General features: G+C 74.1%; 16 protein-coding genes. 8 read left to right on the top strand and 8 right to left on the bottom strand.

Features of this window, described 5'->3' with window-relative positions; genetic code table 11:
* Positions 1-455 (bottom strand): hypothetical protein (locus C569_RS0123580; protein ID WP_026268564.1); only part of this gene is annotated, 455 nt, incomplete at its 3' end.
* A gap of 672 nt (positions 456-1,127) precedes the next feature.
* Between C569_RS0123580 and C569_RS0123575 the strand changes: the two genes are divergently transcribed.
* Positions 1,128-2,129 carry an NAD-dependent epimerase/dehydratase family protein gene (locus C569_RS0123575; RefSeq protein ID WP_026268563.1) on the top strand — a complete coding sequence of 334 codons (1,002 nt, stop codon included), beginning with the start codon at positions 1,128-1,130 and terminating at the stop codon, positions 2,127-2,129.
* A gap of 33 nt (positions 2,130-2,162) precedes the next feature.
* On the opposite strand, the gene C569_RS0123570 is transcribed toward C569_RS0123575, so the two are convergent.
* Complete coding sequence (locus C569_RS0123570) at positions 2,163-3,137, bottom strand: nitroreductase (RefSeq protein WP_018788206.1); 975 nt, start codon at positions 3,135-3,137, stop codon at positions 2,163-2,165.
* A 187-nt stretch (positions 3,138-3,324) separates the two neighbouring features.
* Here C569_RS0123570 and C569_RS0123565 point away from each other — a divergent pair, with 187 nt between their 5' ends.
* A complete protein-coding gene (locus C569_RS0123565; RefSeq protein WP_018788205.1) occupies positions 3,325-3,963 on the top strand; it encodes a response regulator transcription factor in 639 nt (212 codons plus the stop codon).
* 7 nt (positions 3,964-3,970) lie between these two features.
* Here C569_RS0123565 and C569_RS0123560 read toward each other — a convergent pair whose 3' ends face one another.
* Both C569_RS0123560 and C569_RS0123555 read right to left on the bottom strand, forming a co-directional pair.
* A complete protein-coding gene (locus C569_RS0123560) occupies positions 3,971-5,638 on the bottom strand; it encodes a GAF domain-containing sensor histidine kinase (RefSeq protein ID WP_196806771.1) in 1,668 nt (555 codons plus the stop codon).
* 93 nt (positions 5,639-5,731) lie between these two features.
* Complete coding sequence (locus C569_RS0123555; protein WP_026268562.1) at positions 5,732-6,742, bottom strand: nitroreductase; 1,011 nt, start codon at positions 6,740-6,742, stop codon at positions 5,732-5,734.
* 167 nt (positions 6,743-6,909) lie between these two features.
* Here C569_RS0123555 and C569_RS0123550 point away from each other — a divergent pair, with 167 nt between their 5' ends.
* Positions 6,910-9,258: a heavy metal translocating P-type ATPase gene (locus C569_RS0123550; protein ID WP_018788202.1), complete on the top strand. Its 2,349-nt coding sequence runs from the start codon at positions 6,910-6,912 to the stop codon at positions 9,256-9,258.
* Between the two features lies 1 nt (position 9,259).
* On the opposite strand, the gene C569_RS0123545 is transcribed toward C569_RS0123550, so the two are convergent.
* From C569_RS0123545 to C569_RS0123530, 4 genes are all read right to left on the bottom strand, one after another.
* Positions 9,260-10,126 carry a universal stress protein gene (locus C569_RS0123545; RefSeq protein WP_018788201.1) on the bottom strand — a complete coding sequence of 289 codons (867 nt, stop codon included), beginning with the start codon at positions 10,124-10,126 and terminating at the stop codon, positions 9,260-9,262.
* The gene (locus C569_RS0123540) at positions 10,123-12,525 is read right to left on the bottom strand and encodes a phosphoketolase (RefSeq protein ID WP_018788200.1); all 2,403 of its coding nucleotides are present in this window, start codon (positions 12,523-12,525) and stop codon (positions 10,123-10,125) included. The genes C569_RS0123545 and C569_RS0123540 overlap by 4 nt, the downstream gene beginning before the upstream one ends.
* 128 nt (positions 12,526-12,653) lie before the next feature.
* Entirely contained in the window at positions 12,654-13,481 is an 828-nt protein-coding gene (locus C569_RS0123535) for a universal stress protein (protein WP_018788199.1), read from the bottom strand.
* Between the two features lie 83 nt (positions 13,482-13,564).
* Complete coding sequence (locus C569_RS0123530; protein ID WP_018788198.1) at positions 13,565-14,365, bottom strand: PP2C family serine/threonine-protein phosphatase; 801 nt, start codon at positions 14,363-14,365, stop codon at positions 13,565-13,567.
* A 98-nt stretch (positions 14,366-14,463) separates the two neighbouring features.
* On the opposite strand from C569_RS0123530, the gene C569_RS0123525 reads away from it, so the two are divergent.
* From C569_RS0123525 to C569_RS0123500, 5 genes are all read left to right on the top strand, one after another.
* Positions 14,464-14,700 carry an HTH domain-containing protein gene (locus tag C569_RS0123525; protein WP_018788197.1) on the top strand — a complete coding sequence of 79 codons (237 nt, stop codon included), beginning with the start codon at positions 14,464-14,466 and terminating at the stop codon, positions 14,698-14,700.
* 194 nt (positions 14,701-14,894) lie between these two features.
* Positions 14,895-15,902 carry a diacylglycerol kinase family protein gene (locus C569_RS0123515; RefSeq protein WP_026268560.1) on the top strand — a complete coding sequence of 336 codons (1,008 nt, stop codon included), beginning with the start codon at positions 14,895-14,897 and terminating at the stop codon, positions 15,900-15,902.
* Positions 15,895-16,896: a YihY/virulence factor BrkB family protein gene (locus tag C569_RS0123510; protein ID WP_026268559.1), complete on the top strand. Its 1,002-nt coding sequence runs from the start codon at positions 15,895-15,897 to the stop codon at positions 16,894-16,896. Before C569_RS0123515 ends, C569_RS0123510 begins: the two co-directional genes overlap by 8 nt.
* A gap of 98 nt (positions 16,897-16,994) precedes the next feature.
* A complete protein-coding gene (locus C569_RS0123505) occupies positions 16,995-18,485 on the top strand; it encodes a phosphatase PAP2 family protein (protein WP_018788193.1) in 1,491 nt (496 codons plus the stop codon).
* Positions 18,486-18,489: 4 nt separating this feature from the next.
* Positions 18,490-19,287 (top strand): endonuclease/exonuclease/phosphatase family protein, encoded by a 798-nt coding sequence (locus tag C569_RS0123500; protein WP_018788192.1) that lies wholly within the window; start codon positions 18,490-18,492, stop codon positions 19,285-19,287.
* Positions 19,288-19,512 lie beyond the last annotated feature (225 nt).

Raw genomic sequence — 19,512 nt, 5'->3', positions numbered from 1 at the left:
CCGTCGACCTGCTTCAGACCCTTCAGGAACGCCAGGGTGGAGTACTCGGGGTCGGTGATCTGCTCCACCGTGCCCCAACCACTGGAGGGGCGCTGCTGGAACAGGCCCTGCGAGTCGTGGTCGTTACGGTCACCGAGGTGGCCGAGGTTCTCCAGCTTCGACTCCTGCAACGCCGTCGCGATCGACACCACCGCGGCACGCTCGTCCATCCCGGCCTTCTTCGTCGCCGCGATGATCGCCTTCACGTTCGCGGTCTGCTCGTCGTCCAGCTCGATCCGCGACTGCTCACCCTGCACACCGTGCGGGATCAGCTTGTCACCCTGCACGCTCACGGCCACCGGCTTGGCGGCGTGCGTGGTGTCCGCCGCGTGAGCGGCCACCGGACCGGCGAACACACCACCGGTGAAGGCCAGACCAGCGATACCCAGCACGCTCTTCCGCAGAATCGTATTCATCAGAAATGCTCCATCCGGGGGTCGACGCCCACACCGACGGGGGTCGGCGCGGGTGCGCTCAAGAAAGTCTTCGAGGGAGTTCGGCCGCACGCGGGGCAGGGGGTGCCACATCGCGGCGCCGGAAGCATGTCCAACGACCCGCCACCCGGCATCATTCCCGGGGCCTCACGCGTCGCCGGATCCATCGTCAACGACCAGCCGACCAGGATGATTCCCTGCGGCTCACGTCGCCCGAACCGAACTCGACAACCGGCAGCCGGGCCTGTTCCCGCAGGCCGCACGACCCCTTCTCCGGGGCTCGGCCGCTGCTCGGTCGTTCACCCGGTTACAACGCCACCCACCCGCCGCCGATTCCACCCCCACAGTGCCGCCCACCACCCCCGAACCCGACACCATGCCCACAACCCCCCCCCCACACACACCCGACCCCCAACCGGGCCCAGCCGAAACCACCGCGCCCACACCCCGGTGATCAAGGAGTTCGCGGCAACCCCCGGCACCGACAAGGACACAAACCCCTTGATCACCAACCAAAGGACCCCCTCCGGGCGCCTATCGGGCGCGGGGCGGGCGGCGGCTGATGGCGGCGGGAGGCCGGGTTCTGCCGCTGGCAGATCGGCTGACCGTGAACGGGGCCTGTGCCGGACGTTGCTGGACGGCACGCTGGGACGCATGCGACTTCTGATGCTCGGCGGTACAGGTTTCGTCGGCGGTGCGGTGGTGGCCGAGGCGGTGCGCCGCGACTGGCGGGTGACCGTGTTCAACCGGGGCGTGCACGGGCGGGTGCCGGACGGCGTACACAGGTTGCGGGGTGACCGGACCGCGCCGGACGGGCTGGCCGCGCTCACCGGCGGCGAGTGGGATCTGGTGGTGGACACCTGGGACGGCGCGCCCCGGGCGGTACGGGACGCGGCGTCGGCGCTCGTCGACGCGGTGCCGCACTACGTGTACGTGTCCAGCGGATCGGTGTACGCGCCACCCGCCGCGCCCGGCAGTGGCGAGGAGGCGCCCACAGTGCCGGCCGACCCGGACGCCGACGACGGTGACTACCCGGCGAACAAGGCGGGCGGGGAACTCGCCGCGACGCGGGTCTTCGGCGACCGGGCACTGCTGGCGCGCGCCGGACTGATCCTGGGGCCGGGGGAGGACATCGGGCGGCTGCCGTGGTGGCTGAACCGGGTCGCCCGGGGTGGGGACGTGCTGGCACCGGGGCCGCGTGACCTGCCGATCCAGTACGTGGACGTCCGGGACCTGGCGACCTGGCTGCTGGACCGGGGTGCCGAGGGCGTCGGCGGGGCGTACAATGTGGTGGGTCGCACCGGGCACGCGACGATGGGTGACCTGCTCGACGCGGCGGTGGCGGTGACCGGCTCGGACGCGACGCTGCGGTGGACCGCGCCGGAGCCGATCCTGGCCGCGGGGGTGGAGCCGTGGAACGACCTGCCGGTGTGGATTCCCAGCGGGCACGAGTACCGCTGGTTGCAGGAGCGGGACGTGGCACGCGCGTATGCGGCGGGGCTGGTCTGCCGGCCGGTGACCGAGACGGTGGCCGACACCTGGCGGTGGCTGTGCGAGGTCGGGCGCGTGCCGGACCGGGCGGGACGCCCGGCGCGTGCCCCGGTCGGCCTGGCGCCGGAACGGGAGGCCGCCCTGCTGGCCGCGCTCCCCACCTGACCCGGACAGAGAGGGCCGCGGAGGGGGTACGGGTCAGGCCGGCACCACCGGCAGGTCGAGCACCTCCTCGACCGGGCGGCGCGGGGTGGCGCGGCCCGGCTGGCCGTACCCGATCCGCATCACCATCTGCGGGGTGCCGAACCGGCCCAGCGACATCCCCAGCGCCTCGCGCGCGGCGGGCACCTCGATCGGCTGGGACAGCATCGACACGCTCAGCCCGGCGTCGGTGGCGGTGAGCAGCACCCGTTGCAGCGCCTGCCCGGCGAGGATCTGGTCGGCGGACGTGTTGCCGGCGGAGCCGAGCACCGCGACCAGCGGCTCCGGCTCGAAGTCGCGGCCGGGAGCGCGGTTGCGTCCGCCGAAGCCGCGCTGGGGCAGCAGGTCCTGCGGTTCGCTCTGCGGCCCGCCGGCGCCGGCGGGCACACCGTCCGGGGCCGGCTCGGAGCGGATCCACTCGGCCCGCTCGGCCACGTACGCGGGGTCGCGTTCCAGCACGCGGTGGGCGCTGCGGGCGACCTCGGCGACCGCGTTGACGGCGCTGGTGCCGATCACCAGTTCCAGCCAGCACTGCTCGGCACGGGCCGCTTCGCCGAGCCGCCAGCGGGCCTCGGCCGGCACGGGGTCGGGCCAGAACGGCGCGCGGTTGCTGAACCGGCGGCGGATCGCCCCGTACAGGCTCTGCTCGACCGGGGTGGGGCGGCGCGGCAGGTCCGGCACCAGCCGGGCCACGACGTCCGGGTCGGCCGGGTACGGGCGCAGCCGCACAGTGGCCGGGGTGCCCGCCACGGCGAGCGCCAGCCGCAGGTTGAACAGTGCCGCCCCGGCGGCGATCCGCGCGCCCCAGCCGGTCGGGTCGGTGGCGGGAAGGCCGCGCAGCGGGTCGACGGACACCTCGATGCCGCCGTCGACGAGCCGGAACCGCCACGGCTGGGTGTTGTGCAGCGACGGCGCCCGGACCGCGTCGGCGACCGCGGCCCGCAGGTGCTCGCCGGTGTATTCGATCGTCATGGTGGTGCTCCCTCCCGTGCGGCGCCGGCTTTCCCGGCCGGGTACGCCACTACGGTGCGTCAGCGGGCGGTGCGGTGAGCAGGGCCGGAGGTCCCCACCTGGGCCCGGCCGTCGGTCCCGCGGGGCGCGGGCAGCACGGGACTTTCGACCCGTGCCACCGGGGCGGGAAAGCGGGTAGAAAGAACGGATGATCCGGGTGTTCCTGCTCGACGACCACGAGGTCGTCCGTCGTGGCCTTGCCGACCTGCTGCAGAGCAGCGGCGACATCGAGGTGGTCGGCGAGTCCGGCCTGGCCCAGGAGGCGGCGCGCCGCATCCCGGCGCTGCGCCCCGACGTGGCGATCCTCGACGCCCGGCTGCCCGACGGCAACGGCATCGACGTCTGCCGGGACGTCCGCGCCGTGGACTCCTCGATCAAGGGGCTGATCCTCACCTCGTACGAGGACGACGAGGCGCTGTTCGCGGCGATCATGGCGGGCGCCGCCGGGTACGTGCTCAAGCAGATCCGCGGCACCGACCTGGTGGACGCGGTCCGCCGGGTGGCGGCCGGGCAGTCCCTGCTCGACCCGGCGATCACCACCCGCGTGCTGGAGCGCATCCGCAGCGGGGTGGAGCAGCCGCGGGAGTTGAAGTCGCTCACCGAGCAGGAGCGGCGGATCCTGGAGTACGTGGCCGAGGGGCTCACCAACCGGGAGATCGCCGGGAAGATGTTCCTGGCCGAGAAGACGGTGAAGAACTACGTCTCCAGCGTGCTGGCGAAGCTGGGCCTGGAGCGGCGCACCCAGGCGGCGGTGCTGGCCACCCGGCTGCTCGGCAGGAACACCTGACCGGCTGTCAGTCGAGCGGGACGCTCCAGCGCACCTCGGTGCCGCGTGGCTCGGCCCGGCGCAGTGCGAACTCGCCGCCCAGCCGCTCGGCCCGTTCCCGCAGGTTGACCAGGCCGCTGCGGGCCGCCTCCGGGTCGCAGCCGACCCCGTCGTCGGTGACGGTGATCTCGACCCGGCCGGAACCGACGCGTACGCGCACCGACACCCGGTCGGCCTGCGCGTGGCGTACCGCGTTCGACAGCGCCTCGCGCAGCACGGCGGTGAGTTCGGGGCGCAGGTCGTCCGGGACGGCGCTGTCGATCGGGCCGATCAGCTCCAGGTCCGGCCGGTAGCCGAGCGACTCGGCGGCCACCTCGATCGCCTCGCGGATCTCGGTGCGCAGCGCCGCGCTCATCGGGGTGCGCAGCTCGAAGATGGTGCGGCGGATGTCGCGGATGGTGGCGTCCAGGTCGTCGACGGCCTGGTTGATCCGCTTGGCCGCCTCGGGGCGGGCGTTCATCGCGCCGCTCTGCAGTTGCAGGCCGGTGGCGAACAGCCGCTGGATCACCACGTCGTGCAGGTCACGGGCGATGCGTTCGCGGTCTTCCAGCACCACCAGCAGTTCCCGCTCCTCCTGCCCGCGGGCCCGTTCCATGGCGAGTGCGGCCTGGCCGGCGAAGCTGGCGAGCAGGGCGAGGTCGTCGTCGGCGGCCGGCCCGTGGTCGGTCCGGTAGCCGATCACCAGGACGCCGTGCAGCGTGTCGGCGGCGGTGAGCGGGGAGATCACGGCCGGCCCGGCGACCACCGGCCGGGGCCAGGGCGCCGCGGCGGCGAGGTCGTCGACCTGGTCGTGCCGGCCCTGCGTGACGGACGCGGCGAAGCTGGTCTCGGCGGCCGGCAGCACCGCGCCGACCAGTTCCCGGGCGACCGGGTCGGCGCCGTCGACGACCTCGACGGTGAACTGCGCCTCGTCCTCGTCGTAGAGCAGCACCAGCGACAGTTCGGCCTCGGCGACCTCGCGGGCGCGGCGGGCCACGAGCGTCAGCGCGTCGGTGCGGCGTACCTCACCGAGCAGCACCGAGGTGATCTCCGCGGCGGCGGCCAGCCAGCGTTCCCGCCGGTGCGCCAGCGCGTAGAGGCGGGCGTTCTCGATCGCCACCCCGGCCGCGGCGGCCAGCGCCACCACGATCTCCTCGTCGTCCTCGGTGAACTCGGCCGCGCCCTGCTTCTCGGCCAGGTAGAGGTTGCCCCAGATGTGGTCGCGGATGCGCACCGGCACGCCGAGGAAGCTGTGCATCGGCGGGTGGTGCGGCGGGAAGCCGTACGAGTTGGGATGCGTGGTGATGTCCGGCATGCGGACCGGCTTCGGGTCGTCGATGAGCAGGCCGAGCACGCCCCGCCCGTGCGGCAGCTCGCCGATCTTCGCGTGCAGCTCGGGGCTGATGCCGTGGACGATGAAGTCGTGCAGCAGGCGGTCCGGCCCGATCACGCCGAGCGCGCCGTAGCGGGCGCCGGCCAGCTCGCACGCCGACTGCACGATCCGTTGCAGCGTGCTGCGCAGGTCGAGGTCGGACCCGATGCCGACGACCGCGTCCAGCAGTGCGCGGAGCCGCTCACGGCTTGTCACCACCTCGCCGACACGGTCGAGCATCTCCTGGAGCAGTTCGTCCAGGCGGACGCGGGACAGCGGGGTCAGCCCGAGCGACGGGGTGAGGTGCTCGTGCCGGGACTGGGGTGCGGCGGCCACCCGGCGATGGTATCGCCGGGTGGCCGCCCTGATCGAGACCGGTCAGGCGAGGCGGTCGCGGACCGCCGAGGTGTCGACCGTCTGCGCGACGTCCAGCCGGGGCGTGTGCGGCGGGCCGGCGTGCGCCGGGTCGGCCACGCCGAGCCGCATGCTGATGTACGGGAACCCCAGGCCGGACAGCATCTGCCGCAGGACCTGGCGGGTGCTCTCGACCTCTACCACACCGGACAGCGGCACCAGCGACACCCCGTGCCGGGTGGCGGTGAGCCAGGCGGCGGAGAGCGCCTCGCCGGCGCGCAGCCAGCTCATCGGCTCGTCGTCGGAGCCCCAGAGGATCCCGTACACGGCGGCTTTGTCGTGGCCGGGCCCGATCGGCAGTGAGCCGGCGCGGCCGAAGTCGCGGGCCGGAACGGTCGTCTGGGGTGCCCGCTCGGGCAACACCTCCGGCGGCAGCCCGGTGCCGGTGCCGGCCCGGCTGGTCCAGTACGCCAGTTCCTCGAGCAGTTCCGGGCTGTCCGCCTCGACGGCGGCGGCCTGCTGGGCGGCGCCCGCGAGCTGGATCTTCTGGGTGTCGTCGAGCAGTTGCAGGTGAACGCCCTCCAGCGTGGCCGCCCGGTCGATGTCGTCGAGCGCGGCGGTGGGGATCGGCTCGTCGCTGACCGGCCGCCGGTCGGTGTGCCGTACCTGCATGCACTGCACGACGCGCATGGCGTCGGGCTCGGTGCCGGTGTGCTTCAGGCCGGTGATCCGAGCCATCAGGTCGGGTTCGGTCGGGTCGGGCAGCCGCTCCACCACCGGGGTCCAGCCCTCGGCGGCCAGCGCCACCCGGGCGTGGTGCAGCGCGGCGCCGCAGCTCACCACCAGCAGGTGCCCTTCCGGGTCCAGGGCGCTGAGGTGCCGTTCGCGGACCACCCGCAGTTCCAGCGCGTCGGGCAGGACCGTCCAGTGCCACGGCTGCGTGTTGTGCACCGAGGGGGCGTGGCCGGCCATTCCGGCGGCCTCCGCGAGCGCGGTGGTCAACGGGCGATCGCCGGGCGGCGTCTCGTGGCTCATCGTCACGACCTTTCCTGTTTCCCCCATCGTGCCCCACGCCCGGGACGCCCCGGGTGGGGATGCCGCTCCATCCTCGGGCATGCCCGGCCGCCCCCGCAGGGGCCCTTCGCCCCCGGATTACCCGCGTCGCCCCGCCCGCACCACGTCCGGACTGAGACGATCCGCACGTGGGAAGCGAGCCACGCGAGTGCGTACCCGAGCAGCCGGCCCGTGCCCGGCGGTGGGCGCGGGCCGAGTGGGCGCCGCTGGTGCTGCTCACGGTGGCCGTGCTGGCCGGGGCGGCGCTGTGGTTCGCCGGCGCACGCGACGCCGCCCGGCTGGTCTGGGCGGCGGTCACCGTGGTGGCCCTGGTGCCGGCGGCCTGGACGACGCTGCGCCAGCTGTGGCTGCGGCAGTTCGGGGTGGACGTCATCGCGGTGCTGGCGCTGGTCGGTGCGCTGCTGGTGCGGGAGTACCTGGCCGGCGCCGTGATCGCGGTGATGGTCGCGACCGGGCGGGCGCTGGAGGAGTACGCCCGGCGCCGCGCCACCCGCGACCTGAGGGCGCTGTTGGAACGCGCGCCCCGGCAGGCACGACGGCGCACCCCGGACGGCGGGATCGAGGTGGTGCCGCTGGACCGCGTCGCGGTGGGGGATCGGCTGCTGGTCGGGCCGGGTGACGTGGTGCCGGTGGACGGCGTGGTCGAGGAGGCGGCCACGCTCGACGAGTCGGTGGTGACCGGCGAGTCGCAGCTGGTCAACCGTGCGGCCGGGGACGAGGTGGCCAGCGGTGTCGTCAACGCGGGCGCCGGCTTCGGGCTGCGGGCCCGCCGCAACGCGGCGGAGAGCACCTACGCGGGCATCGTCCGCCTGGCCGGCGAGGCCACCGCCCGCAAGGCACCGATGGTACGGCTGGCCGACCGGTACGCCGCCGCGTTCGTGCCGTTCACGCTGGTACTGGCCGGGCTGGCGTGGCTGCTGTCCGGCGAGTTCAGCCGGGCGGTGGCGGTGCTGGTGGTGGCCACCCCGTGCCCGCTGCTGCTGGCGACCCCGATCGCGGTGGTGTCCGGGCTGTCCCGGGTGGCCCGCCGCGGTGTGCTGGTCCGGGACGGCGGGTCGCTGGAACAGCTCGGCCGCGCCCGTACCCTCCTGCTCGACAAGACCGGCACGCTCACCGCCGGGCGGCCCCGGGCGGCCGAGGTGGTGGTGGCGCCGGGCGGCGACCGGGGCGAGGTGCTGCGGCTGGCCGCGTCGGTCGAGCAGCTCTCCCCGCACGTGCTGGCCGCCGCGCTGGTCCGGCAGGCCCGCGAGCGCGGGCTGCCGCTGGCCGAGCCGGCGCAGGTCACCGAGGAGCCGGGGCGTGGGGTGAGCGGGCGCGTCGACGGGCGGACGGTGCGCGTCGGGCAGCTCGCCGGGGAACCGCCGGAGTGGGCGGGCCGGCTCGGTGAGCGCGCCGAACGGTCCGGGCGTTCCGCGGTGTGGGTCAGCGACGACCACGGGCCGCTCGGCGCGATCCTGCTGGAGGACCCGGTCCGCCCGGACGCCCGGCGGACCGTGCGGCGGCTGCGCGAGGCGGGCCTGTCCCGGCTGGTGATGGTGACCGGCGACCGTCCGGGCACGGCCCGGCAGGTGGCGCAGGTCGTGGGCGTGGACGACGTGATCGCGCGGTGTTCGCCGCAGGAGAAGGCCGATCGGGTACGCCAGGAGTCGGCGCACGCCGTGACGGTGATGGTCGGCGACGGCGTGAACGACGCGCCCGCGCTGGCCGAGGCGCACGTGGGCGTGGCGATGGGCGCGACCGGGGCGACCGCCTCGGCGGACGTGGCCGACGCGGTGCTCACCGTGGACCGGCTGGACCGGCTCGCCGACGCCGTCGAGATCGCCCGGTACGCCCGCCGCATCGCGGTGCAGAGCGCCACTGTCGGGATGGGCCTGGCGGTGCTGGCGATGCTCGTGGCCGCCGCGGGGCGGCTGCCCCCGGTGGCCGGCGCGTTCCTCCAGGAAGGCATCGACGTCGTGGTGATCCTCAACGCGTTGCGCGCGCTCGGCGGCGGCCTGCGGCGGCGTGACCTGCCCGCGCGCACCCGCGAACTGCTCGACCGGTACGCGGGCGAGCACGGCGGCGTACGCGACGTGCTGAACCGGCTGCGCGACACCGCCGACCTGGTGGCCACCCGTCCGGACGACCCGGCGTGCCTGCCGGCGCTGCGGGAGGTGCACCGGCGCCTGGTCGACGAGGTGCTGCCGCACGAGGCGGCCGAGGAACGGCAGCTCTATCCGGCGCTGGCCGGTCCGCTCGGCAGCGCCGAGGCGACCTCCACGATGAGCCGGGCGCACGTGGAGATCGTGCGGCTGGTGGAGCGGATCGGCGGGCACCTCACGGCGCAGCCGGACGGCCGGCTGCGCCGTGACGAGGTGCCCGATCTGCTCGCCGCGCTCTACGGCCTGGACGCGGTGCTGCGCCTGCACCTGGCCCAGGAGGAGGAGGAGTACTTCTCGCTCGACCCGGAGGAGGGCTCCACCGCGCCCGGCCGCTGAGTCAGCGTTCGCGTACCACGGCGACCGGGCAGTGCGAGTGCTGGATGAGCTGCTGGCTGACCGAGCCGAGCAGCATGCCGCGCAGGCCGCCGCGGCCCCGGCTGCCGACCACCACCAGCTGCGCCGACCGGCTCGCCTCCACCAGCAGCGGCGACGCGCTGCCGGGGACCGCCTCGATCTCGGCCGGCACGTCGGGGAAGCTCTCCCGCCACGGCGCCAGCTCCGCCTCGGCGGCGGCCCGCTCGCTCGCGGCGACCTGCTCCGGGTCGAAGTCCGGCGGCACCCACCGGTCACCCGGCGGCTCCCAGGCCCGCAGCACCCGCAGCGGCACGTCCCGCTGGGCGGCCCGCTCGACGGCGAAGCCGAGCGCCCGCAGCGCCGACTCGGAGCCGTCCGAGCCGACCACCACCGGCCCGGACGTGGCGGTCTGGCCGTCGCGGACCACCACCACCGGGCAGTGGGCGTGCGCGGTGACCGAGACCGCCGTGGAACCGGCGAGCAGCCCGCCGAACCCGCCGTGGCCCCGGCTGCCCAGCACCAGCATCCCGGCCTCGGCGGACCGCTCCTGGAGCACCAGGGCGGGCGGCCCGTCGAACACCTCACCGTGCACGGTCAGGCCCGGCCGGTCGGCGGCGGCGTCCGCCGCCGCCTTGCGGACCAGCTCCTCGACCTGCTGGCGGGCCGCCTCGTCCGGCCACACCCCCGGCGCCACGCCGGGCCCGATCCAGCCGGTCACCGTCAACCACTCGAAGACGTACGCCAGGCGTACCGGCCGCCCCGACCGGCCCGCCTCGTCCAGCGCCCAGTTCAGGGCGACCGCCGCGTCGGCGGACCCGTCGTAGCCGACCAGGATCTCCTCGCCGCTCATTCGGCACTCCGCACGGCCGCGTCGTTCTCGCGGATCCAGCGCCACTCGGCGACCCGGGGGTCGTCCTCGCCGTGGCGGCGGGTGTGGTCGCGGCAGGCCTGGCGGGCGTCCACCATGTCCTGGCGCAGGTGCGCGGCGCGCGACCGCAGCCCCGGCACCCGGTCGATCACGTCGATGACCAGGTGGAAGCGGTCCAGGTCGTTGAGCATCACCATGTCGAACGGCGTCGTGGTGGTGCCCTCCTCCTTGTAGCCGCGCACGTGCAGGTTGTCGTGGTTGGTCCGCCGGTAGGTGAGCCGGTGGATCAGCCACGGGTAGCCGTGGTACGCGAAGATCACCGGCTTGTCGCGGGTGAAGATGGTGTCGAACTCGTTGTCCGGCAGGCCGTGCGGGTGCTCCGACGGCGGTTGCAGGCGCATCAGGTCGACCACGTTGACCACCCGCACCTTCAGGTCGGGCAGGTGCCGGCGCAGCAGGTCGACGGCGGCGAGCGTCTCCAGCGTCGGCACGTCGCCGGCGCAGGCGAGCACCACGTCCGGTTCGGTGCCGTCGTCGCTGCTGGCCCAGTCCCAGATGCCCAGGCCGCGGCGGCAGTGCTGGACCGCCTCGTCCATGGTCAGCCAGTTCGGCGCGGGCTGCTTGCCGGCCACCACCACGTTTATGTATTGCCGGCTGCGCAGGCAGTGGTCCATGGTGGACAGCAGCGTGTTGCCGTCCGGCGGCAGGTAGACCCGGACCACCTCGGCCTTCTTGTTGACCACGTGGTCGATGAAGCCGGGATCCTGGTGCGAGAAGCCGTTGTGGTCCTGGCGCCACACGTGGCTGGACAGCAGGTAGTTCAGCGACGCCACCGGCTCCCGCCAGGGGATGTGCCGGGTCACCTTGAGCCACTTGGCGTGCTGGTTGACCATCGAGTCGACGATGTGGATGAACGCCTCGTAGCTGGTGAAGATGCCGTGCCGGCCGGTCAGCAGGTAGCCCTCCAGCCAGCCCTGGCACAGGTGCTCGGAGAGGACCTCCATCACCCGGCCGTCGGGGGAGAGGTGGTCGTCGCCGGGCACCTCGGTGCCCACGAACGCCCGGTCGGTCACCTCGAACGCCGCACCGAGCCGGTTCGAGGCGACCTCGTCCGGGCCGAACAGGCGGAACGTCTCCGGGTTGCGCGCGATGACGTCGCGAACCCAGGGGCCGAGCACACCGGTCGCGCCGGCCATCGGCTCACCCGGCGTCGGGACGTCGACCGCGTAGTCGCGGAAGTCCGGCAGCTCCAGGTTGCGCAGCAGTCTGCCGCCGTTGGCGACCGGGTTGGCGCTCATCCGGCGGTCACCGGTCGGCGGGGCCTCGGCCACCTCGGCGACCGGGCCGCCGGTGGCGTCGAACAGTTCCTCCGGCCGGTAGCTGCGCAGCCAGCGCTCCAGCTCGGCCAGGTGCGCCGGGTTGTCCCGGACCTGCGAGATCGGCACCTGGTGGGCGCGGAACGTACCCTCGACCTGCTTGCCGTCGACCTGCGACGGCCCGGTCCAGCCCTTCGGCGTGCGCAGGACGATCATCGGCCAGCGGGGGCGCTCGACGTGCTCGCCGGAGCGGGCCCGGCGCTGGATCGCGGTGATCTCGTCGACCGCCCGGTCGAGCGTGGCGGCCAGCAGCTGGTGCACGGTCGCCGGGTCGTCGCCCTCGACCACGTACGGCTGGTAGCCGAAGCCGCGCATCATGTCCCGCAGGTCGTCGCCGGGGATCCGGTCCAGCACCGTCGGGTTGGCGATCTTGTAGCCGTTGAGGTGCAGGATCGGCAGCACCGCGCCGTCGCGGGCCGGGTTGAGGAACACGTTCGACAGCCAGCTCCCGGCCAGCGGGCCGGTCTCCGCCTCGCCGTCGCCGATCACGCAGGCCACCAGCAGGTCCGGGTGGTCGAACGCGGCGCCGTACGCGTGGCTCAGCGCGTACCCCAGCTCGCCGCCCTCGTGGATCGAACCCGGCACCTCCGGCGCCACGTGGCTCGGGATGCCGCCCGGGAAGGAGAACTGCCGGAACAGCCGCTGCATGCCGGTCTCGTCCCGGGGGATGTGGTGGTACAGCTCGCTGTAGGTGCCCTCCAGCCAGGTGTTCGCCACCAGCGCCGGGCCGCCGTGGCCGGGGCCGGTGACGAAGATGGCGGACAGGTCCCGGTTCACGATGACCCGGTTGAGGTGCGTGTAGAGCAGGTTGAGCCCGGGGCTGGTGCCCCAGTGGCCCAGCAGGCGCGGCTTGACGTGCTCGGGCTTGAGCGGCTCGCGCAGCAGCGGGTTGTCGAGCAGATAGATCTGGCCGACGGTCAGATAGTTCGCCGCGCGCCAGTAGGCGTCCAGCCGGCGCAACTCGTCTTCGGTCAGGGGGCTGTGCAGGTTCACCGCGGTGTCCATGCTGCCTTAGCCTCTCGTGGCTCGGGGTCGGCTGCCACTCGGGGACCACATCTTCTTCCCCGACACGTCCAGCCTCGCCCCCGTCCGGGGGCTCCGGTCAGGGCCGTTGGTCCCGCCTCGTGCGGGCGTCATGACCCGTCCCCGGCGTCCGTGGCGACTCCCCGGACGACGATCAGCGGGGCCGGCGAGTGGTAGAGCAGGGACTGGCTGACCGCGCCCAGTGTGGACCCCAACGGCCCGTCTCCCCAGGCGGCCACCACCGCGAGCTGCGCCGCGCGGGAGCGGTCGAGCAGGACGGAGCGCGGCTCACCGTGGACGGTCTCGCAGTCGGCGGCGACCCGGGGGTACCGCAGGGCCTGCCGGGTGACCGCCTCGTCCAGCCGCCCGTCGTCGGGGTCGCCGGACTCCGGCTCGATCACCCGGACGGCGAGCAGGCGGGCGCCGCGGTGCTGCGCGCAGTCGAAGGCGTACGCGAGGGCGGCGCGGGAGCTGGACGAGCCGTCGAAGCCGACGAGCAGCGGCCCGGGCGGGGCCGGCTCGGTGCGCCCGACCAGCACCGGGCAGCCGGCCCGGGCGGCCACGTCCACGGCGGGCGTGTCGGCCGGTACGCGGTCCGGGTGAGCCGAGCCGCCTCCGTCACCGAGTGCGATCAGGAACGCGGTGTCGGCGACCCGCAGCAGCGCCTCGACCGGGGAGCCCTCGACGATCACGCCGGTGACCGGAACCTGTGGCGCGTACTCGGTGGCCACCCGTCCGGCGTGTTCCAGCACGTTCTCCGCGTCCACCCGGGTGCCGCCGGCCGGGGCGGGGCCGGTGGCGGGCCAGTTGAACGCGTGCAGCAGGTGCAGCGGCCGGTCGTGGGCGGCGGCCTCGGCGGCGGCCGTGCGGACCAGCGTCAGATCGGCCTCGGACCGGCCGACGCCGACGACCACCGCGCCTTGGCTGGGTGCGGCCACCCCGGCTCACCTCCCGACCCCTGCTTTTCATCCACCGTAGTCGCGGGACCGGGTGGGCCGGAGCGGGTCGGCGAAACTGGCGGTCAGCGCGGGGCGGGCAGCGCCGGGTGGACGCGCAGCACGACGGCTGTGGCGTTGTCCTCGCCGCCCTCGTCCAGACTGGCGGCGAGCAGGGCCTCGGCGGTGCGCGCCGGGTCGCGCCGCGCGGAGAGCAGGTCGCGCAGCCGGTGGTAGCCGAGCTGGTCGCTGATGCCGTCGGTGCACAGCAGCCAGGTGTCGCCCCGGCGCAGCGGCACGGCGAGCAGGTCCGGCTCGGGCCGGTCCGGGTGGCCGACGTAGCGCAGCAGCTGGTAACGCGCCCGCGCCGCCTCCGGCGAGTCCGCCGGCCACCAGCCGTGCAGCAGGCCGAGCCACGCCATGGTGTGGTCGACGGTGACCAGTTCCAACAGCCCGTCGCGCAGCCGGTACGCCCGCGAGTCGCCGAGCTGGACCAGCCAGCCCTGGTCGCCGTCGGGTTCGACAACGAGCGCGGTCAGCGTGCACCCGGTCAGTCCCGGCTGCGCGGCGCCGGCCTGGCGTACCCGCCGTTGGGTCTCGGCGACGGCGGCCCGCAGCGCGGCGGCGCCGACGGCGGGCCAGTCGGCGCGGACCTGCGCCACGAACGTCTCCGTGGCGGTCGTGCCGGCCACCCGGCTGCCCTCGCCGTCGCCCATCCCGTCGCAGAGCACCGCGAGCGGCAGCTCGGGGTCGACGTGCAGCACGTCGTAGTTCTCCGGGTAGCGGTGCCCGACCACGCTGCCCCCGGCGATCTCCAGGGTGAGGCGGCCGGCGGTGAGCCGGCGCGCGGACTCGACCGGCCGGTCCAGCGGACGGCGGCGGAACACCAGCGGACCGTAACACCGGGACGGGCCGGACAGCGGCAGGCCGGGTCACCTGTCAACCAAGGTTGACAGGTGACGTGCTGTCAACCTCAATTGACAGCATGAGTCAGGCGACGGAACTCGCGGCGGCAGCCGGCAGCACCGACCCCAAGGTCGGCCTGCGTGCCGTGCTCGCCCTGCGGCGGCTGCTGGAGCGGCTCGAGGTGATCCAGGTCGGCAACGCCCGGCGACAGGGCTGGTCGTGGCAGGAGATCGCCGACGCCCTCGAGGTCAGCCGGCAGGCGGTCCACAAGAAGCACGCCGGGCGACCGGCGGTGCGCGAGAGCTGGGAGGCGTGATGTTCGAACGATTCACCGACCGGGCCCGTGCCGTGACCGAGGCCGGGGTGGACATCGACGACCTGCGACGCCGCGTCGACGCGGCGCTGCGTGAGGCCGCCTGAGGCCACCAGGTTTTCAAACCTGTTTGCGGTCCTCGCAACGTCCCGCTTCGCCGGGTCGCCGTCACGCCCCGTGTCCGGCACACTGTCGCCGTGGACGGTGCAGACGACAAGCGCCCGGTGAACGCGGAGAACCGCACCCCGCGCTCGGCAGTGGTGGTCAACCCGGTGAAGGTGGCCGACCTGGACGAGTTCCGCCGCACCGTGGACGGCGCGCTCGCCGCCGCCGGGTGGCCGGCCCCGGCCTGGTACGAGACGACAGTCGAGGACCCGGGCCGCGGCCAGGCGGAACAGGCCGTGAAGGCGGGCGCGGAGGTCGTCTTCGCCTGCGGCGGCGACGGCACGGTGATGGCCTGCGTCACCGCGCTGGCCGGCACCGACGTGGCGCTCGCAGTGCTGCCCCAGGGCACCGGCAACCTGCTGGCCGCCAACCTCGGCCTCTCCAACGACCTGGCCGCCGGGCTGCAGGTCGCCGTCGAGCGCGGGATGCGCCGCCTCGACGTCGGCGTGGTCGGCGACAAGTGCTTCGCGGTGATGGCCGGGATGGGCTTCGACGCCCAGATGCTCGACTCCACCTCCGAGACCACGAAGAAGCGGATCGGCTGGCCCGCGTACGTGGTGGGCGCCGCCCGTCACCTGCGCGACCGGCCGATGCGGGTCTCGGTGCGCGTCGACGGCAAGCCGCCGATGCGCCGCCGGGCCCGCTCGGTCCTGGTCGCCAACGTCGGGCGCCTCCAGGGCGGGGTACGCCTGCTCACCGAGGCCGAACCGGACGACGGCTGGCTCGACGTGGCGGTGCTGACGCCGCGTACGCTGCGCCACTGGGTCGCCATGGGCTGGGCGGTGCTGCGCCGCCGCGACAGCGTGCCCCGGCTGGAGGTGTTCCGGGCCCGCTCGGTCGAGATCACCAGCACCCGGGCGCAGCCCCGGCAGCTCGACGGCGACCTGATCGAGCCGGGCCGTTCGCTGAAGGCCACCGTCCGCCCCGAGTCGCTCTGGCTCTGCGTACCGCGCCCGGAGGAGGACCCCGACCTGGCGGTGGACGCCGACGCGGCCGGTGAGCGCGGCGAGCACCTGATCGAGGAGGCCCGCCGTGAGTAGCACGAAGCTTGTCCCCGAGACCCGGTTGATGGCCGAGGACCAGCTGTCCGCCGACGACGCCTGGCACACGCTGCGCCGGCACGGCGGCTGGTGCCTGCTGCGGGACGCGTTCATCCGGTTCCGCTACGGCGACGGGTTCAGCCACTCCCGGGCGCTGGCGTTGCAGCTCTGCCTGGCCGTGGTGCCGTTCCTGATCGCGCTCACCGGTCTGATCACCGACCTGGGCGTGGACGAGGGCGGCAAGGTCGTCGCCGACACGGTGCTGGCCATCACGCCCGGCCAGAGCGAAGCCATGGTGCAGGACCTGTTGACCGACAGCGAACGCACCGAGGACGCCGGTGAGCTGGCGCTGACCCTCGGTCTGCTCACCGGGCTGGTCGCGCTGACCACCACGATGGCGCAGATCGAGCGGGGCGCCAACCGGATCTACGGCGTCGAGCGGGACCGCCCGGCGCTGCCCAAGTACGTGCGTGCCGCGATCCTCGCGGTGCTCGCCGGCGTACCGGCGCTTGCGGGGTTCCTGATCCTGGTCGGCGGCCGGGCGATGGGCGAGTCGGTGCGGCGGCACTACGAGTGGGGCGACCTCGCCATGGCCACCTGGGAGGTGATCCGCTGGCCGCTGAGCCTCGGCCTGACCGTGCTCGCCGTCGCGGTGCTGTTCCGGCACGCCCCGCGACGCCGTCAACCCGGCCTGTCCTGGCTCTTCTTCGGCGCGTCCATCGCCATCGCGCTCTGGTGGCTGGCCAGCCTGCTGCTCGCCGCCTACGTGAAGTACAGCGGCGGATTCGGCCAGACCTACGGCGCGCTGACCGGCATGATGGCCCTGTTGCTCTGGGCCAACCTCACCGGGATCGCGCTGTTCGGCGGACTGGCCTTCGCCGCGCAGCTCGAAGCGATGCGCATCGGGGTGGAGGAGCCCGCGAAACCGGACCTGTGGGAGCCGGAGGCGCAACGCGAGGAGATGTTCGACACCGGTGAGATGACCTCGCTCTGACGCCGGGGCCCGTCCGGCGTGGACGCCGCGCCGGTGCCGCGTGTACGGGACAGGCCGATCGGGTACAGCGCGCCTCGCAGAGGAAGAGGAGGTGCGGTGTGACCACGGTCAAGGAAACCGGGCGCCGGCCGCTGGGTCATTTCGCCGAGCGGAGCCTGGCGGGTCTGCTCGTCGTGGCCGGCGCGGGCGTCGGGTTCGGGCTGCTGCTCATGCTGGTCCGGTTCCGGTGGAGCCCGCTGGGCGACGCCGACCACGCGGTGGCCGAGTGGTTCAACGGCCTGGTGGCCCCGCACGGACCGCTGGTCACCGTGCTCCAGGCGGTCACCGACCTGGGTGGCCGGCCGGTGCTGATCTGGCTGGTCACCATCGCGGTGGTGGGCCTGCTGATCCGCCGCCAGCCCCGGCTGGCGGTCTACCTGATCGTCACCGGCGCCGGTGGGCTGATCCTCGACCCGTCGCTCAAGGCGCTGGTCGGGCGGCTGCGCCCGGTGGTGGACGTGCCGATCGCCAGCGCGCCGGGAAACAGCTTCCCCAGTGGTCACGCGCTCGGCTCGTTCGTCGCGTACGGGGCGCTGCTGCTGGTGTTCCTGCCGGCCATGTCGCCGCGCTGGCGCAAGCCCGCCATCGCCGTCGCCGCCGTGCTGATCTTCCTGGTCGGGCTGACCCGGATCGCGCTGGGCGTGCACTTCGTGTCCGACGTGATCGGCGGCTGGCTGCTCGGCGCGGCCTGGCTGGGCGTCACCGCGTACGCCTTCCGGCTGTGGCGGCGCGAGCGCGGCCGGCCGGTGCCGCCGCTGCGCGAGGGCCTGGAACCGGAGGCGGGCGAGGAGCTGGCGCTCGCGCCGGAGGAGGAGAAGGTGCTGGAGCACCCGCGCTCGGCGGTGGCCGAACTGCTGGTCGGCTGGGTGCTCGTCTTCGGTGTGCTCTACGCCTTCGGCATGTTCGTCAGCTACTACGCCAAGGGCACGTTCTTCGACACGCTCGACACCGAGGTGCCGCGCTGGTTCGCCGAGCGGCACACCGACGCGCTCACGGAGCTGAGCTGGTGGTGGAGCAAGTTCGGCGACACCCACGCGATCCTGCTGGTGTCGCTGGTGTTCTGTCCGATCGTGCTGGCCGTGTGGCGGCGGTGGCGACCGGTGCTGTACGTGGTGCTGGCGATGTTCGGTGAGCTGAGCCTGTTCCTGGCCAGCGCCCGGGTGGTGGACCGGCCCCGGCCGCCGGTGGAGAACCTGGACGGGCCGATGCCCACCTCGTCGTTCCCCTCCGGGCACATCGCGGCGACCATCTGCCTCTGGGCCGCCATGGCGGTCATCGTGTTCCCACGTACCGACAGGTGGTGGCGGTGGCTGTTCGTGGGCACGGCGGTGCTGATGCCGGTCGGCGTGGCCACCTCCCGGATGTACCGGGGCATGCACCACCCGACCGACTTCATGGGCGCGATCCTGCTCGGCACGCTGTGGCTGTCGCTGCTGTACTGGGTGATCCGGCCCAACGCCGACGTGCACGCTGGCAACCGGCCGGCGATCGAGTCCGAGCAGGTGGACGAGCTGGACGACGAGCTGGCCAAGGCCGCGCGGCCGGGCTGAGCCGATGCTGCGGGTGATGACCTGGAACATCCGGACCGGCGGGCGGGACGGCGACGGCACCGACCGCCGGGACCGGATCGTCTCGGTCGTCACCGCGCAGCGCCCCGACGTGCTGGCCCTGCAGGAACTGCGCGGCATGGACGCCACGCTCGGCGGCCTGGCCGGGCGGCTCGGCATGACGGCGCACCTCGCCCGGTCCTGTTTCGGTCAGCCCGTGGCGGTGCTGGTCCGCCCGCCGCTGCGGGCGCTGCGCGCCGGCCCGGTCCGCCGCCCGTTCCACCACGCCGCCGCCCGGGTCCAGGTCGCCACCGGCGCGGGACCGCTCACCGTGTTCAGCGCCCACCTGAGCCCGTACTCGGGTGGGCGGCGGCGGATGGAGGCGGACTGGCTCGCCGCCGCGCTCCGGCGTACCGGGGGAGAGCTGGCCCTGCTCGCCGGTGACCTGAACACGCTGGAGCCCACCGTCGACCACACCGCCCGGCTGGCCGGGCTTGCGACGGCGTACCGGCGGCGGCACCTGCGCCGCGACGGCCGTACCGTGGACACCCGCGCGGTGGCCCGGCTGCTCGACGCCGGGCTGGCCGACCTGTGGCCGCGCTCCGGCGGCGACGAGCCCGGCGGCCTGACCGTGCCGACCCGGCACGGCGGCGCCGAGTTCGCCGGGATGCGGCTGGACTACCTGCTCGCGACCCCGGCGCTCGCCGACCGGGTACGCGCGGTGCGGGTGGTCCGCGACGGTGACGCGGAGACGGCGTCGGACCACTACCCGGTGCTGGCCGAGATGGACCTCACGGCCGGCTGAACGACCCCAGAGCGTCAACGGCCCGAGCACGCCGAGCGTCACGCCGCCCAGGAAGGCCAGCGAGCTGCGCCGCGGTGTCGCCGCCGGGGTCGCCGGCCCCCGTTCTACAGGACCAGGTTGAGCAGCACGGTGAGCACCACCGAGGCGACGATCGAGAAGAGGATCATCAGCAGGCAGCCGAGCCCGCCTCCGGCGGGCCGGATCTCGGTGTTCCCGATACGCATG

Source organism: Micromonospora sp. CNB394, assembly GCF_000374985.1.
GTDB classification, from domain to species: Bacteria; Actinomycetota; Actinomycetes; order Mycobacteriales; family Micromonosporaceae; genus Micromonospora; species Micromonospora marina.
Note: the sequence above shows the minus strand (reverse complement) of the source record. Positions and strands in the feature narration are given on the sequence as shown.